Annotated in this window: 14 protein-coding genes; 8 read left to right on the forward strand and 6 right to left on the reverse strand. The window is 57.0% G+C overall.

All coding sequences use genetic code 11. From position 1 onward, the window contains the following. Positions 1 to 10: 10 nt before the first annotated feature. The 6 genes from FPY71_RS08190 (at position 11) to lexA (ending at position 6,215) form a co-directional block, all read left to right on the forward strand. Positions 11 to 1,903, forward strand: coding sequence for a peptidyl-prolyl cis-trans isomerase (locus FPY71_RS08190; protein ID WP_149299488.1), 1,893 nt, complete (start codon positions 11 to 13; stop codon positions 1,901 to 1,903). Continuing rightward, positions 1,900 to 2,934 (forward strand): anthranilate phosphoribosyltransferase, encoded by a 1,035-nt coding sequence (trpD, locus tag FPY71_RS08195; protein WP_149299490.1) that lies wholly within the window; start codon positions 1,900 to 1,902, stop codon positions 2,932 to 2,934. The genes FPY71_RS08190 and trpD overlap by 4 nt, the downstream gene beginning before the upstream one ends. After that, positions 2,931 to 3,737, forward strand: a complete 807-nt coding sequence (gene trpC / locus FPY71_RS08200) for an indole-3-glycerol phosphate synthase TrpC (protein ID WP_149299492.1) — start codon at positions 2,931 to 2,933, stop codon at positions 3,735 to 3,737. Before trpD ends, trpC begins: the two co-directional genes overlap by 4 nt. Then, positions 3,734 to 4,228 carry a cyclic pyranopterin monophosphate synthase MoaC gene (moaC, locus tag FPY71_RS08205; protein WP_149299494.1) on the forward strand — a complete coding sequence of 165 codons (495 nt, stop codon included), beginning with the start codon at positions 3,734 to 3,736 and terminating at the stop codon, positions 4,226 to 4,228. The genes trpC and moaC overlap by 4 nt, the downstream gene beginning before the upstream one ends. Beyond that, positions 4,225 to 5,436 (forward strand): molybdopterin molybdotransferase MoeA, encoded by a 1,212-nt coding sequence (locus FPY71_RS08210; RefSeq protein WP_149299496.1) that lies wholly within the window; start codon positions 4,225 to 4,227, stop codon positions 5,434 to 5,436. Before moaC ends, FPY71_RS08210 begins: the two co-directional genes overlap by 4 nt. A gap of 83 nt (positions 5,437 to 5,519) precedes the next feature. Further along, complete coding sequence (lexA, locus tag FPY71_RS08215) at positions 5,520 to 6,215, forward strand: transcriptional repressor LexA (RefSeq protein ID WP_149299498.1); 696 nt, start codon at positions 5,520 to 5,522, stop codon at positions 6,213 to 6,215. 182 nt (positions 6,216 to 6,397) lie between these two features. On the opposite strand, the gene FPY71_RS08220 is transcribed toward lexA, so the two are convergent. Beyond that, positions 6,398 to 8,611: a ComEC/Rec2 family competence protein gene (locus FPY71_RS08220; RefSeq protein ID WP_149299500.1), complete on the reverse strand. Its 2,214-nt coding sequence runs from the start codon at positions 8,609 to 8,611 to the stop codon at positions 6,398 to 6,400. A 150-nt stretch (positions 8,612 to 8,761) separates the two neighbouring features. Here FPY71_RS08220 and gltX point away from each other — a divergent pair, with 150 nt between their 5' ends. Both gltX and gltA read left to right on the forward strand, forming a co-directional pair. Beyond that, positions 8,762 to 10,183, forward strand: coding sequence for a glutamate--tRNA ligase (gltX, locus tag FPY71_RS08225; RefSeq protein ID WP_149299502.1), 1,422 nt, complete (start codon positions 8,762 to 8,764; stop codon positions 10,181 to 10,183). Between the two features lie 290 nt (positions 10,184 to 10,473). Next, on the forward strand, positions 10,474 to 11,763 hold the full coding sequence (gene gltA, locus FPY71_RS08230) for a citrate synthase (RefSeq protein WP_149299504.1): 1,290 nt from the start codon (positions 10,474 to 10,476) through the stop codon (positions 11,761 to 11,763). A 118-nt stretch (positions 11,764 to 11,881) separates the two neighbouring features. Here the strand turns inward: gltA and lpxB are convergent, their stop codons facing one another. From lpxB to lpxD, 5 genes are read right to left on the reverse strand one after another with little or no spacing between them, the layout of a single operon-like run. Continuing rightward, the gene (lpxB, locus tag FPY71_RS08235; protein ID WP_149299506.1) at positions 11,882 to 13,033 is read right to left on the reverse strand and encodes a lipid-A-disaccharide synthase; all 1,152 of its coding nucleotides are present in this window, start codon (positions 13,031 to 13,033) and stop codon (positions 11,882 to 11,884) included. Positions 13,034 to 13,035: 2 nt separating this feature from the next. Beyond that, positions 13,036 to 13,935 (reverse strand): LpxI family protein, encoded by a 900-nt coding sequence (locus tag FPY71_RS08240; RefSeq protein ID WP_149299508.1) that lies wholly within the window; start codon positions 13,933 to 13,935, stop codon positions 13,036 to 13,038. Then, on the reverse strand, positions 13,905 to 14,711 hold the full coding sequence (gene lpxA / locus FPY71_RS08245) for an acyl-ACP--UDP-N-acetylglucosamine O-acyltransferase (RefSeq protein WP_149299510.1): 807 nt from the start codon (positions 14,709 to 14,711) through the stop codon (positions 13,905 to 13,907). Before lpxA ends, FPY71_RS08240 begins: the two co-directional genes overlap by 31 nt. Positions 14,712 to 14,717: 6 nt before the next feature. Then, on the reverse strand, positions 14,718 to 15,185 hold the full coding sequence (gene fabZ / locus FPY71_RS08250; RefSeq protein ID WP_149299512.1) for a 3-hydroxyacyl-ACP dehydratase FabZ: 468 nt from the start codon (positions 15,183 to 15,185) through the stop codon (positions 14,718 to 14,720). Further along, positions 15,178 to 16,236, reverse strand: coding sequence for a UDP-3-O-(3-hydroxymyristoyl)glucosamine N-acyltransferase (lpxD, locus tag FPY71_RS08255; RefSeq protein WP_149299514.1), 1,059 nt, complete (start codon positions 16,234 to 16,236; stop codon positions 15,178 to 15,180). The genes fabZ and lpxD overlap by 8 nt, the downstream gene beginning before the upstream one ends. Between the last annotated feature and the right edge of the window lie 290 nt (positions 16,237 to 16,526).

Consider the following 16,526-nt stretch of genomic DNA (forward strand, 5'->3'; position numbering starts at 1 on the left):
ATGTCGAGCGATGATGAATCAGCTACGGCGCGGTGTCGGCAGCTTCACAGTCAAGCTGCTTCTCGGGCTGCTCGTTCTCAGTTTTGTGGTTTGGGGCATCGCGGACGGCTTCGGCGGCAACACCGGTTCCAATGTCGTTTTGTCGGCCGGTAAAACCGATGTGACCACGAGTGAATATCAGTTCACCCACAATCAGGCGATGAACCGCATTTCACAGCAATTGCGTCGCTGGCCAACGCCAGAGGAACAGGCTGCACTGGGTGTGGACCAGATCGCGCTGTCGCAATTGACCACGGATGCCCTGCTGGACGAACAGGCCCGCATTCTGAGCATCAACCAGACGGATCAGGAAGTGGTCCGCCAGACCGCGATGGACCCGACCTTCCAGGATTCGACCGGTAATTTTTCGCTCACGACTTTCCGCTCGCTGCTGCAAAATGCCCGCGTTACAGAAGCGCAGTATCTGACCCTTCAGCATGGGCTGGCCCGTCGTGGGCAGATCACTGGAGCTGTCAGCAGCGGGTTCGCGCTGCCGGAAGCCTTCACCACGGCACTGGGTGTCTATAATGGTGAAAGCCGCTCGATTGTCTATGCAACCATGGCGCCGGAACCGGAAAGCTCCATCGCCGACCCGGATGAAACGGTGCTGAACGACTATTTTGAAGATGTGTCGGAAGATTACGCATCGCCGGAATATCGCGCGGTCAGCTTCATTCCGCTCGTTCCGGAAACCTTGTTTGACCCGGCTTCCATCACCGATGCGGAAATAGAAACGGAGTATCAGGCCAATCTGGCAGAATTCACCACACCCGAGCAGCGCCAGATTCAGCAGATCGTGTTTGCGGATACTGCGGCTGCCGAAGCCGGCGCACGTGAACTGGCCGCGGGGCGCAGCTTTCAGGACATTGCCATTGATATGGGCCGTTCTGCGGAAGACGTAACCCTTGGCTTCCGCTCCGCCGACCAGATCATGGATGCAAAGGTTCGCGAGGCCGTGTTTGCGGCAACATTGAACGAGCCGACGGGCGTCGTTGATGGTTTGTTCGGACCGGTTATTCTGCGCGTTACAGACATCACCCCGGCCAGCAGCCGCCCGCTGGAAGAGGTGCGCGAAGACATCCGCCAGCAGCTTGCGGCTCTCAGGGCCAGCGAGCAGGCCACAAAAGCCTATGAAGCAATTGAAGACATTCGCGGCAGCGGCGGCACGTTGGCGGAAGCTGCGCAGAATGCCGGACTTGAACTCGTGACTATTGCTGCCGTTGACCAGAAGGGCCGCAACCCCAGCGGTGTCGAAGTGGACAACCTGGTGGGCGGCAGCGATTTGCTGACCGCGCTGTTCCTTGCAGAGTTGGGCATGCCGACACAGCCGGTCAATTTCGCCACCGGCTCATATGTGTTTTTTGAACTGACCGACATTACGGAAGCCAAGGAGCGTCCGCTTGAAGAGGTTCGCGACGCTGTGATTGCTGACTGGAAGGGCGAAGAAGCCGACAGGCAGCTTGAAGCAAGGGCAAATGCGCTTCGCGACCGCCTGCTTGCGGGCGAATCCTTCGCCGACCTGGCACAGTCGGAAGGGCTGACCATGCAGAGTGCGGCGTCGCTGACACGGGCCTCCGGCCCGCAGCAAATTGGCGAACCGGCCACCCGCGCCGCATTTGGCGGGCCGCTTGGTCATGTTGCCACCGCGCCATCCGGCACAACAGGCCAGTGGATGGTGCTGGAAGTAACAGAGGTCAACGCACCGGCAGACCCGGCAAGCAGCGTGACTGCCGAGCTGAAGACCACCACCAGCAATGCAGCGCGGGATGATCTGCTGCAAAGCTTTATCGGCCGCCTGCAGGCAGACACGCCGGTGAGCTATAACCAGCGCGCCATTCAATCGGTACGGGGTTCTGTTCAGTGAGCACCGGCATAAAGCCCTTTCTGGCCACGGTAGCCAACGGGACGCCCCTAAGCCGTGAGGAATCGCGAGCAGCCTTTTCCGTGCTGATGTCGGGTGACGCGACACCGGCGCAGATCGGCGGGTTTTTGATGGCGCTGCGGGTGCGCGGCGAAACCGTGGATGAAATTGCCGGTGCCGTGGATGTTCTGCGGGCCAACATGGCGCGCGTCGATGGTGTGGATCAGGACGCCATCGACATTGTGGGAACCGGCGGCGACCACGCCGGCACATTGAACATTTCCACCTGCACTGCCTTCGTAGCTGCCGGCTGCGGGCTCACAGTTGCCAAGCACGGCAACCGGGCTTTGTCTTCCCGCTCAGGCTCGGCCGATGTTCTGGCGGCGCTGGGTGTGAATGTCGACCTGCCGCCGCAGGCAATCGGGCAAGTCATCGCCAAGGCTGGCATTGGTTTCATGTTTGCGCCCAGTCACCACTCTGCCATGCGGTTTGTTGGCCCCAGCCGGGTAGAGCTTGGCACACGCACGATTTTCAACATGCTTGGCCCATTGGCCAACCCGGCAGGCGTGCGAAAAATGCTGCTGGGTGTTTATGACCAGCAATGGGTTTTGCCGCTGGCACACAGCCTGAAGGCGCTCGGCACGGAAGCTGCGTGGGTGGTGCATGGCGATGGGCTGGACGAAATTACACTGTGCGGCCGCACATATGTGGCACAGCTTCGCGACGGTCAGATCAGCGAATTTTCCTTTGTGCCGGAGGATTTCGGGCTGAAATCCTGCACGCTTGAGGCAATTCGCGGTGGCGATGGCGCGGAAAATGCCATTGCCTTGCGCGGCGTTCTGGAGGGGAAACCGGGCCCCTATCGTGATATTGTGCTTCTGAACACGGCAGGTTCGCTGATTGTGGCGGGCAAGGCGGCGACCATGTCGGACGGACTGGTTCTTGCCAGCCGGTCTATTGATAGCGGCAGCGCGTTAAAGGCACTGGAAAAGCTGGTGGCAGCAACATCCGGCAGCAAAAGAGAAATGGCATGAGCGATATTCTTGCGCGGATTGAAGCCTATAAGCTTGAGGAAATTGCCGCTGCAAAGGCAACCACGTCTCTTGCCGAACTGGAAACACTGATCCGGGTGCAATCTGCGCCGCGCGGCTTTGCGGATGCCTTGGCAGCGAAAAAATCCAACGGGTTGTTCGGACTTATTGCCGAGGTCAAGAAGGCCAGTCCATCCAGAGGCCTGATCCGTCCGGATTTTGATCCACCGGCATTGGCGCGTGCCTATGAGGCGGGCGGTGCGGCATGCCTGAGCGTGCTGACGGATGAACCCAGTTTTCAGGGTGCGCCCGCATTTCTGACGGCGGCACGCGCGGCAACCCACCTGCCCGCTTTGCGCAAGGACTTCATGTTTGACACCTATCAGGTGGCCGAAGCACGCGCATGGGGTGCAGATGCCGTTCTCATCATCATGGCCAGTGTGGATGATGCCTTGGCAGCGGAACTGGAAGATGCGGCCATGCACCACGGCATGGATTGCCTGATTGAAGTTCATGATGAGCATGAAATGGAGCGTGCCTTGAAATTGCGCTCGCGGTTGATTGGCATCAACAACCGCAACCTGCGAACTTTCGAAACCGACCTTGCGGTGAGTGAGCGACTTTCAGTTCTGGTGCCGGCAGACCGGATTATTGTTGGCGAAAGCGGCATTTTCTCTCATGACGAGTGCCTGCGGCTGGCCAGTTCCGGCATTACCACGTTTCTGGTGGGTGAAAGTCTGATGCGCCAGACGGATGTAACTCAGGCAACGCGCGAGTTGCTTGGCCTGCCGGTTGATGCCGCATGAGTGGACAGGCGCTGACACATCTGGATGAGACAGGCGCCGCCTCTATGGTGGACATTGGCAGTAAGCTGGTCACCGCTCGTGTGGCCACAGCCGAGGGTCTTGTTCTGATGCTGCCGGAAACGCTCGAGCTTTTGCAATCCGGTGCAGCGAAAAAGGGCGATGTGATAGCCGTTGCCCGCATCGCCGGTATCATGGGTGCCAAGAAAACCAGCGAGCTCATTCCGCTCTGCCACCCGCTTATGCTGGACAAGGTCAAAGTCGATATTGAAGTTGAGCCGGAACTGCCCGGATTGCGCATCGTGGCTTTCGCCAGCGTTTCGGGCAAGACCGGAGTGGAAATGGAAGCGCTCACCGCCGTTTCCATAACCTGCCTGACCATTTACGACATGCTGAAAGCGGTCGACAAATCAATGACCATTGCCAGCATTCGCTTGCTGACCAAAAGCGGCGGACAGTCTGGCGATTGGCAGGCGCCGGAGCAGTCAAGATGAGCCTCCTGCCATTTGAAGCTGCGCTTGAGCGGCTTCTTGCCGGGGCATCAGCAATTCAGCGCACCGAAAGTTTGCCGCTGCGTCAGGCATCAGGGCGCATTCTGGCAGCAGACCTGCCGGCACTTCGCACGCACCCGCCGTTCAACTCTTCTGCAATGGATGGCTACGCCCTGCGGGCAGAGGATGCAAAAGCCGGAAAAATTCTTCAGATTGCAGGTGTTTCGGCTGCGGGTGGTGCACAGCTTCCCGAGCTGCCACAAGGCCAGTGTATCAGAATTTTCACCGGCGCTCCGGTTCCGCAAGCGGCAGATACCGTATTGATTCAGGAAAACACGGAGCTTCTGCAGGAACAGAACGCAATTCGCGTTGTAGCAAGTGCGGAGCCGAATCAGAATATACGGCCAACAGGCGGAGACTTTGCCAAAGGCCAGCGCCTTCTGATGGCAGGCAACCGCCTGTCTGCCGGAGCCATTGCACTTGCGGCAAGCGGTGGTCACGACCAGCTTACGGTTCTGGCCAAACCAGTAGTCGCAATACTGGCAACCGGAGATGAGCTGGTGCAGCCCGGTGGCATCACGTCAGCTTCTCAGATCATCGCATCCAATTCCTATGGAATCGCAGCTTTGGTTGAGGCCAATGGCGGCACTGTACTGGATCTGGGCATTTGCGGCGACACGCTGGAAGCCGCGGGTGATAAAATCGACCTGGCGATTTTGAACAAGGCAGATATTCTGGTGACGATAGGCGGCGCATCGGTCGGCGACCGGGACCTTGTAGCGCCTGCCCTTCAATCCCGGGGCGTTGTGCTGGACTTCTGGAAAATTGCAATGCGACCGGGCAAGCCGTTCATGGCAGGAAGCAGAGGCGCAATGCGCTGTCTGGGCCTGCCGGGCAATCCCGCTTCGGCTATGGTAACCGCTACGGTTTTTCTGCGCCCGCTGTTGCGCCGAATGGCTGGCCTGCCATTGCAGCCACTGCAAGCCGGCAAGCTGGCAAAAGATGTTGGCCAGGGCGGCTTGCGGGCCGAGTTCATGCGCGCCCGATTGCTGGAGCCTCAGGACGGCGGTCCGCCGCTGGTTGAACCGCTGGCGCGACAGGACTCATCGCTGTTATCAATTTACGCAGCGGCAAACGCATTGCTGTTACGGCCAGTGAATGCGCCGCCGGGCAAAGCGGATGACAATTGCCTGTTCTTTCATCTCGATTGAAACGCTTTACCCGCTTGCAGAACACAACTGGAACAGCTAGGTTTGTTCTGGTTTTGTTTTAGTTGATTCCGGGAGCCACGCCAGTGCTGACACGTAAACAGCATGATCTCTTGATCTTCATTCACGAAAAGCTGCAAGAGACTGGCGTGCCACCTTCATTTGATGAAATGAAGGATGCTTTGAACCTGCGGTCGAAGTCCGGCATCCATCGACTTATAACTGCTTTGGAAGAGCGTGGCTTTATCCGACGGCTGCCCAACAGGGCGCGCGCGCTGGATGTTGTTCGCTTGCCTGAATCCATGGGCAAACCTGCCAAAGCAGCACCGCCAGCCAAGGCACCCTCACCGCCAATCGATCTGGCAGCCAAGCGCCGGGAAATGGAAGCTGTGGCAGACGCCGGGATCAGCGTTCCTGTCATGGGGCAAATTGCGGCTGGCGTTCCAATCTCCGCGATTCAAAACAACACGCGGCATGTTTTTGTGCCACCGGATATGCTGGGCAAGGGTGAGCATTTTGCCCTGGATGTCCGTGGCGATTCCATGGTCGAAGCCGGAATTCTGGATGGCGACACGGTGTTGATCCGGCGGGTGGACACGGCTACGCCGGGCGAAATCGTTGTGGCGCTGGTGGATGATGAAGAGGCGACACTGAAACGCTTTAAGCGTGCCGGCAGCGAAATTGCGCTTGAGGCGGCCAATCCGGCCTACGAAACCCGCATTCTGGATTCGCGCAGGGTTAAAGTGCAGGGCCGGCTGGTTGGGCTCTTGCGGCGTTATTAAAGCGTCGCAGGTCATCTGATCATAGGCAGAGGCACTTTGGCTTTTCGTTTTGTCGCGGTGTCCTGTCGCTGAAAAACGACCTTTCCAACGAGAAACGCTAAAGGCCTCTCTGTCTCGTCACCTTGTTCTGCCGTTGAAACGTGATTGTGCCAGCCAGAAGCGCCGGAGGCCAAGTCTTGCTTCTACGGCTTTTTCCATTGTTCGGGCCAAGGTGCCAGCCGATGCTGGTTCCACTCTTCTGACGCAGCCGAAGCGGACTTTATTGCGGTAAACCCACCTCGACGGTCTGGAAATATTGCCACAGCGCCATCACGCCGCAACGTGCGAAGCGTTATCAATTCTGCGCCTGTGGCACATAGTTCCTGCTTCGAAGCTCTGGCAACTATGACGATATCAGCCTTCGCACACAGGCTTTCGGTCAGTTGCCACTCATCTGTCCAGGCCACACGCAAACCTGTCTTCGTCGTTGCCTGGCACACGCTGGAGGCGCATTGAAAAGCTGCATTCTGCGCGCCTGCTGGCATTACCTCTGCGCCAAAAGCCCTTTCCCATTGCTCGGCTATGAAGCTGCCGGGTCGTTCCTGCAGGTGGTGCAGCACTTTTCCATCATACAGGGCAACCTGCTTGCCATCCTCGAAAACCACAACTTCCGGCAGGGCTGGTCGCAGAGTGATGAATACCAGCCCGCAGACGATTGCCGGCACTGCCAACCAGCGCAGTGCACTGGCCATAAAACTGGAAATGAGGACAGCGGCGATAAAAAATCCAATCGACGCAGTGGGAATGATGCCGGATGGATAATCCGGGAATGCCGTTGCCAGCCAATCGGCAATTTTGAAAACAAGGGTCAGACCCCAGCCCAGGGCAACAAGAAATGGCTGGTCCAGCCCTAAAGGCATCAGGAAAGTGCCAATCAGGGCAAGCGGCATGATCCAGACGCTGAACAGAGGTGCAGTCAGTACATTGGCAATCAGGCTGAACGGCGCAACACGCTGAAAATGATAGGCGGCAAATGGCGCGGTTGCTGCGCTGGCGATAAACGAGGCCAGAAGTGCGAGCACAATCCAGTTGCCTGGATTGTTGAACATCGGCCATGGGCTATCCGCGGTTTCTCTGGTGTAACGCCTCGTGTACCAGCGGCTGATGGCAGCATAAATGCCGATCAGGGCGGCTGTTGCAGCAAAAGACATTTGAAAGCTGGCGGAAACAACCTCATGCGGAGAAGCGGCAACCACGAGCAGCGCGGCAATGGAAACATTGCGAATGGTCAGCGCCGGTCGGTCGATCAGAATTGCGCCAAGCATGATGACCAGCATCAGATATGAGCGCTCTGTTGCCACATTGGGACCGGCAATCGCCAGATAGAATGTGGAGACAAGCAAAGCGGCGGCAGCGGCAATCTTGCGTGTTGGATAGCGCATTGCAAGAGATGGCCAAAGCGCCAGACCACGGCGCGTCAGCAGCATGACAAAGCCCGCGACCAGCGCCATGTGGTAGCCGGAGATGGAAAGCACATGCGACAGTCCGGTGACCCGCAGATCGTCATTCACCTTTTCAGGAATGCCTGCACGCTCTCCGGAAATCAGCGCCGCGGCAACTGCCCCTTCCGGTCCTGCTATCACCTGGCGAACCCGCTCTGAGATTGCCGTGCGCAATGCGATAAGCTTCTCCTGCCATGCTGCTGTGCCGCTAAGGGCACTTGTTGAAGCGGCATTCTTATCAGGTGGTCCAAGCGAGTAGCCATATGCACCAATTCCGTTGAAGTAAGCTCCGAACGCGAAGTCGTACCCCCCGGGCAATGCCGGGCCACTGGGCGGAGCCAGGCGCACCAGACTGGAAAAGGTGCCGCCGATCGGTATTGGCTCATGCCTGCTGGAAACCACCACCCGAATTCGCTCTGGTGGACGCGATAAGGCAGGCCGCCGGGTGTGCTGAACATCGACCACATAGCGCATTTTGCCCCGTGCGTCGGCTTCCCGCTGAACCACCCTGCCCGTAACGTGCACGGTAGTCGGGCCAGACAGAAGAGTGGTCTGCACGCGTGATATTTCGTTAAAAGCCAGCAATTGCCCTGCTGCCATTGCGGCCACCAGCACACAAGCATAGTGAGCCCATGGGCGCGAAAGCTGCCAGATGGCAACAGCCACGGCACTTATGAGAATGATCAATGCCTGCACAACTGCCAGGCGCAGACCGTAACCGTAAAAGGCTGCAATTCCGAAAATCAGCCCAATCGGCACGAGATGAAAAGCCGAGCGAGCGCGATCTTCCCGCGCCAGGGCCGCACGCAACCAATGGCCAAAAGACAGGAACAACCTGGCCAGAGCCGGATTGGTTTTGAACTGGGCAGAATTGCCCGTTCCCAGCCTCATCAATCCGGTTGTCCTTTTTGCCATTGCACGCTTGTCTCACCTCGGACCTATGCTACACAGCAGGCAACGGAAGCTGAACGAAAATTCGGCGAATTCACCCGCCCGCGACCGGTTTTCCAGACCTTGCGCCCGCTGAGTGTGGTTATCGCTGATAATTGAATATCTGGAGTTTACATGACCGAAACAGTCATCACCCGATTTGCACCTTCACCAACCGGTTTCCTTCATATTGGTGGTGCGCGCACCGCCCTGTTCAACTGGCTGTATGCGCGCCACCATGGCGGTCGCATGCTGTTGCGCATTGAGGATACTGACAGGGAACGCTCGACGCAGGCGGCAGTGGACGCGATCATAGAGGGGTTGAACTGGTTGGGTCTGGAAGCGGATGAGCCGCCGGTTTCGCAAGTCGAGCGTGCTGGTCGCCACCGGGAGGTGGCGGAAGAAATGGTGCGCAACGGCAATGCCTATTATTGCTATGCCAGCCAGCAGGAGCTGGAGGAAATGCGCGAAAAGGCCAAGGCAGAGAAACGCCCGCCCCGTTATGACGGGCGCTGGCGCGACCGGGATGCATCTGAAGCGCCCGCCGACATCAAACCTGTCATTCGCCTGCGCGCTCCGCTGGAAGGCGAAACACTGGTGCGCGATCAGGTGCAGGGTGATGTGCGCTTTCCTAACAAGGATCTCGACGATCTGGTCCTGCTGCGTTCAGACGGGACGCCCACCTATATGCTGGCTGTTGTGGTGGACGACCACGACATGGGCGTGACCCATGTTATCCGCGGTGATGACCACCTGACCAATGCGGGTCGGCAAACACTGATTTATAATGCCATGGGATGGGACGTGCCCGTGATGGCGCATATTCCGCTTATTCATGGCGCAGATGGCGCAAAACTGTCCAAACGTCATGGTGCGTTGGGTGTTGAGGCCTATCGCGAGCTCGGCTATCTGCCAGACGCGTTGAAAAACTATCTTGCGCGTCTGGGCTGGAGCCACGGCAATGACGAGATCATGTCAATTGAAGACATGATCCGCTGGTTTGATATTGTCGATGTCAACAAGGGTGCAGCACGCTTCGACTTTGCCAAGCTTGAAGCAGTGAACGGCCACTGGATCCGCGACAGCGAGGACAGTGTTCTGACAGACATGCTGATCGGCGAGAAGGATTTCCTGCCGAATGGCGACATTCTGAAACAGAAAGATGAAAGCACCACGCGCCGCCTGCTTCTTCAAGCAATGCCAGGCCTGAAAGAGCGTGCGAAGACTTTGGTAGAACTGGCTGATAGCACAAGCTATTTGTTCGCCAGTCGCCCATTGGAACTGCAGGAAAAGGCGGCTGAAATACTGAACGGTGATGGACGGGCTTTCATTGCCGGGGTGCTGCCAGGGTTGCAGGCTGTGTCGGAATGGAAAGTAGCTGAGCTTGAGGCTGCCGTGCGCGACTACGCTGAAAGCAATGGTTTGAAGCTTGGCAAGGTTGCACAGCCGCTGCGCGCCGCTTTGACAGGGCGCTCCACTTCACCCGGTGTTTTTGACGTTCTGGAGGTGCTGGGCCGCGATGAGTCGCTGGGGCGTTTGTCTGACCAGTCGGCCTGAAGAATGCGAGCGTAAATGCACTGGTTTACGCTGCACCACAGCATAAACCACCATCGTCCCGCGATTCCGCAAATCGCGGGCCTATGGTGGTGAAAGACAGTACACCCAGGCTTGAATGCCCAATTATTCGGCATTTGCGTTGGTAAGACTGCTTATTTTTCGTTGCAACGCAGAAAGACCATGCAGAAAACTTGTCTGTGGGGGCTGGACGCGTTAGGCATGAGCACCAAAATCGATGTGTGCAACGCCGAACATTCTTGTTCGGCAGCAAGACGCGGAAGGGAGATTGCATGAGTGATGCGGCAAAGCTGGTGCTGGGCGAAAAAGATGCCGAACTGGGCATTCGCCACGGTACAATCGGGCCGGATGTTGTAGATATTGCAGCTCTTTATCGTGATACTGGCCTGTTCACATATGACCCTGGGTTCACATCCACTGCATCGTGTGAATCAAAAATTACGTACATTGATGGCGACGAAGGTGTTTTGCTGCACCGCGGCTATCCAATCGAACAATTGGCCGAAAAAGGCGATTTTCTGGAAATCTGCTATCTGCTTTTGTATGGCGAACTGCCAACGCAGCAGGAACGTGACGACTTCATCTACCGCGTAACGCGCCATACTATGGTGCACGAGCAGATGACCAAGTTTTTCAGCGGCTTCCGACGTGACGCGCACCCGATGGCCGTTATGGTGGGCTCAGTCGGTGCACTGTCGGCTTTCTATCACGACTCGACAGATATCACAGATCCGCATCAGCGGATGGTCGCGTCTATCCGCATGGTTGCGAAAATTCCAACCCTTGCGGCCATGGCCTACAAATATCACATTGGCCAGCCATTCGTTTATCCGCGCAACGACCTTTCCTATGCAGAAAACTTTCTGCACATGTGCTTTGCCGTTCCGTGCGAGCCTTACCAGATCAATCCGGTTCTCGCGAAGGCGATGGACCGGATTTTCATTTTGCACGCGGATCACGAGCAGAACGCCTCGACATCCACCGTGCGACTTGCAGGCTCTTCCGGCGCCAACCCATTTGCCTGTATTGCAGCGGGCGTTGCCTGCCTTTGGGGCCCGGCGCATGGCGGAGCAAATGAGGCAGCATTGAACATGCTGACCGAAATCGGCACCAAGGACCGGATCCCGGAATTCATTGCCCGCGCCAAGGACAAGAATGATCCTTTCCGGCTGATGGGCTTTGGCCACCGCGTCTATAAAAACTATGACCCTCGCGCCAAGATCATGCAGCAGACCTGCCATGAAGTGCTGGATGAGCTGGGCCTGAAGGACGATCCATTGCTGGAAGTGGCTATGGAACTGGAGCATATTGCTCTGAATGATCCATACTTCATTGAAAAGAAGCTCTACCCCAACGTTGATTTCTATTCAGGCATCACGCTGAAGGCACTTGGCTTCCCGACCACGATGTTCACCGTGCTGTTTGCCGTAGCGCGCACAGTTGGCTGGATCGCGCAGTGGAAAGAAATGATTGAAGATCCGCAGCAGCGCATTGGTCGCCCGCGCCAGCTCTACACAGGCGCACCGCAGCGGGACTATCTGTCGCTGGATGATCGCAGCTAGAGCGTTCTCCGCTGAACAGGTTTGTTTCGGCGGAAACAGGCGATCAAGAGTTCGCATGAAGAGATGTGAAAAACCGGCAAGGGTGGGTGCACCTTTGCCGGTTCTTTTATGAGGCTTTCTAACCCCGGACTTTATCCGCTATGGTTTGCAGAATGACGTCCGCGCCCAATTCTTCCGGCGGGCGGGAAACTGCCATACGCCGCCTCACCTCATCAAAACCTGCCATTTGTGCTGCACGCTCCGGTGTGTCCGTTAAAAGCCTTTCCAGACAGCGGCTGAGCAGTTCCGGTCGCACAAATTCGTGGAAATGCTCGGGCACCAGGGGGTGGTCCACCACATAATTCGGCAATGCTGCGGTCCAGCCGGTTATCAGATGCCGGAACTGGTAAGTGAAACCATCCAGCCGATAGCCCAGAGCCATGGGAACGCCGGCAAGGGCAAGTTCCAAAGCAACTGTACCGGACGCAGCAAGAGCAGCATCACCAACCGCGAAAGCCTGCCATTTGGCTTCATCACCTATCGCAAGTTCTGGCTTGTGAGGCCATGAGGCAAGCTTCTGTTCAACCAGTTTCTGCACACGCGGCACTACTGGCAAAATTGCGCGCAACTCTGGCATACGCTGTTTCAGCGCAGCAAACGTGCTGCCAAAATCATCCATCAGGCGATTGATCTCGCCCCGGCGTGAACCGGGAAGAATAAGCAGCACAGGCAGAGTAGCAGGTTTTGTGCGTGCGCCCTTCTTCCAGATGGCCTGAAGATGCGGTTCGCTCATTAGCGGGTGACCGGCATAGGTTGCAGGCGGGCCGTTCAATTCGCGAAATATGGCCGGTTCGAATGGAAACAGGCAGATGGAATGGTCCACCGCCGCGGCCAGAGCTTCCAATCGCTTTGGGCGGTATGCCCAGACAGCCGGTGGCACCACATTGATGATCGGCAGATCCGGCTGCGCCTTGCGCAATCGCGTTGCAACCCGATTGGTGAAGGTGAAACTGTCTATCGTCACAACAGCGTCCGGCTTTTGCGCCAACAGATAATCGGTTGTTTGTGAAAGGCGGCGCATCAATTGTGGAAGACGCGCAACAATTGCACCAATGCCGATAATGGACAGTTCCTCAATGTCGAACAGGCTGTTAAGCCCCTGCGCAGCCATAGCCCGACCGCCCAGTCCGACAGGTTCCACCACCGCACCGCTTTGCTTTGCCAGCCCGCGTATCAGGTCAGCCCCAATCCGGTCTGCTGACTCTTCGCCAACTACAAAGCCGATTTTCATGTTCAATCCTGAATTTGTGTCCGGTTTATTCCGACAATGAAAATGTCCTGTGCCTGAGCCGCTTCCACCACGCTCTGAGCATCAATAACCAGCGAATGGCCGGCTGTCAGGCCGATGCCTTTCAGGCCGCATTCCGCCGCCTGCGCAATGGTTTCAACACCGATGCTGGGCAGGTCAAAGCGCAGGTCCTGCTGCGGCTTAACACTTTTGAACAGCACACAGGGCTCCGAACGGCCAATCTTGCCACGATTGCGCAAATCGGCCACCCGTTTGAGCATTTCCCGCGTTCCCTCTATCCCCTCCAGAGCAATGACCCTGTCGGGCGAAGCAACCGCCGCCTGTCCGATGTCCAGCGCACCCAGCGAGATTGCGGCCTGCGCCGCGCGCATCAGAGCGCGTTCCGCAAGCTCACCTGGTTGCTTGCCCGTGATCAGCCCTTCCGGCGTCAAAACCTCCGGCAGGATTTCCTGAACAGAATGCATGGAAAATCCGCGCTTTTCAAAGGCGCGCGAAACAGCGCGTAACAGGCTGTCATCTCCGCCCCGCACGATGCTGAAAATTTCCGGTAGAAACATGAGCGTGCGCAGGCTCGGCAGCATGGAACGATAGTCCGGCCTGACCGATATTGTGCCGCACATGATCACGTGCCGTATGTCGAAACCGCGCATAACGGCGAAAATATCGCCGGTTTGCGACCATTTCATCGGGCGCGTGGGAAAGCCCGCCCAGTTATCATTCCAACCATCACCCACCGGAATGATGACCGGTGCCCAACCAGCTTCCCGTGCCTTGGCCGCAACCATGCGTGGCAACGCCCCACCACCGGCGATGAGACCCAGAGGCTCCCCCGCCGAAGCTGGCAAAAGCGGTGTCAACTCAGCCTGGTCGAGCGAGGAAAGCATAGTGCCCTGTCGCCACCCGAACGGATGAAACCCAGAAGGTCCTGAACCAGCGGATCTTCCGGAAATTCAGTTTCCACTTCTTCCATGTTTTCCTTGAAGGTCATGTCGTCAGAAAACAGCATGCGGTAAGCCTTGCGCACATTGCGAATGGCTTCGCGGTTGAACCCGGCACGCTTCATGCCAATCAGGTTCAGGCCAAACAGATGCGCCCGGTTGCCAAGCACCATGCCAAATGGAATGACATCACCTTCCACCGCAGCCAGACCACCAATATAGGCGTGGTGCCCAACCCGTGTGAACTGGTGGATACCTGAACCGCCGGCAATGGTGGCATAGTCACCAATTGTGCAGTGGCCCGCCAGCATGACATTGTTGATCAGCGTTGCATGGCTGCCAACGACGCAGTCATGCGCCACATGCGCGCCGGTAAAAAACGAGCAATTGTCGCCCACGGTTGTTTCCGAGCGACCCTGAATGGTGCCCGGGTTCATGGTCACGCTTTCCCGGATCAGACAGTTTTTGCCAATGACCAGTCGCGTATCTTCACCCTTGTATTTCAGGTGCTGCGGTGCATGGCCAAGTGATGCAAAAGGATAGATATTGGCATTGTCGCCAATGCTGGTATTGCCCGCCAGAACCACGTGCGAATGCAGCCGCGAATTGCTGCCCAGCACCACGCGCGGGCCGATATGGCAAAATGGGCCAATCTCGCAACCTTCGCCAACAGTGGCACCATCTTCAACAATGGCAGTGGGATGAATTGTGCTTGACGTCATGGCTGTTCAGGCCGCCTCTCGGGTTGCAACCATGGCGCTGACAGTTGCTTCGGCAACCTTATTGCCATCAACCTTGGCAACGCATTCAAAACGCCAGATATTGCCGCGCTTCTTGCTCTGCACCACGTGGTATTCCAGTGTGTTGCCAGGCACTACCGGCTTGCGGAACTTGGCCTTGTCAATCGTCATCAGGTAAACCAGCGACGGCGACCCTGACTTCTGCGAGCGCGTGCAGATTGCCCCGGCGGTCTGCGCCATGCCCTCAATGATCAAGACACCCGGCATGACCGGGTTTTCTGGAAAATGCCCCTGAAAATGCGGCTCGGATGCAGTCACGTTTTTGATGCCAATAGCGCTGCGATCACCATCAATTTCAATGATCCTGTCGACCAGCAAAAACGGATAGCGGTGCGGAAGAACCGCCATAATGTCCATAATGTCCATGCTGTCCAGCACGGCTGCTGTTTCACTCATTCTTCCCTCCAGTGGTGCGTCCAATCTTGGCCATTTCCCGCACCCACGTAACTTCCCGGAACCAATCTCGTACCGGATGCGCGGGAACCCCGCCCCAACGCGCCCCGGCAGGCACATCGCCCGCAACCGAACTGACCGCGGCAATTTGTGCTCCGTTGCCAATCGTCACATGGCCATTAACGCCGCTCTGGCCCCCAATAGCCACATTATCCCCAATCGTAGCACTGCCTGCGATGCCGACTTGCGATACGATGATACAATTGCGTCCGATACGGACATTGTGCGCAATCTGCACCTGATTATCGATTTTGGTGTTTTCACCAATCACCGTATCGCGAACAGCGCCACGGTCGATTGATGTGTTTGCACCGATTTCCACATTGTCCTGTACAATGACCCGGCCAATCTGAACCTGCTTCAAAATGCCACGACTGCCAATGGCATAGCCAAAGCCGTCCTGTCCAATAGAAACACCAGGGTGCAGGATAACCCGATTGCCAAGAAGCGCGTGCTGAACAGTTACATTCGGGCCGATAGCACAATCGCGCCCGATCCTGCAGCCGGCGCCAACCGCAGCGCCGCCGGCAATCACCGTGCCGCCGCCAATTTCCGCATCCGGACCGATGGTGGCAAAAGCTTCCACTGTGACATTGGCTTCCAACCGGGCTGATGGATGAACGCTGGCTTGCGGCGAAATGCCCGATGAACCGCCAAAAGCTGCGGGAGACATTGCAGCAGGAAACAGAGCCGCGCCAATAAGCGCAAAGGCCGTTTGGGTATCCGCTACCACAAGTATCAATTTGTCAGCCGAAACCAGCTTGGCATGTTTGGGTGCAACCAGAATTGCCCCTGCCCGGCTGGCGACCAACGCCTCCTGATACCGGGGGTTATCGAAAAAACTGATGTCCGTTGGACCCGCGTTTTCCAGCGTTGCAATGCCGTCTATCGGCGTTGCAGCATCTGCCGCAGTCGGTTCGACCGCACCACAAATTGCAGCAAGAGAACCAAGCGTATGCGGCTCGCCACGTTTAAAGAAGGAAGTCTCTGACATATGAGAACAATATCCTAAAGCATCATCCGAAAAGATGAATACGCTTGAGCACAAGATACTCGCAGACCGCCAGTCGAACCAATGCCAGAGTGGCAATGAAACACAACCGGCTCATGCGATATAAGCCTCAGTTGCTTCCACCGCTCATGCAACAATCAAAGCCCATTACGGGATTATCTTCTGGAAGCAGCCCTTACTATACAAAGCCTGTGCCACGCGCAATGCTTGAGATCCCACATGGCATGCAATGCCCGGGAATGACCTTGATTCAGCCGTCGCAAAGTCTAAAA

The organism is Aureimonas fodinaquatilis, from assembly GCF_008369445.1.
Lineage (GTDB): Bacteria > Pseudomonadota > Alphaproteobacteria > Rhizobiales > Rhizobiaceae > Aureimonas > Aureimonas fodinaquatilis.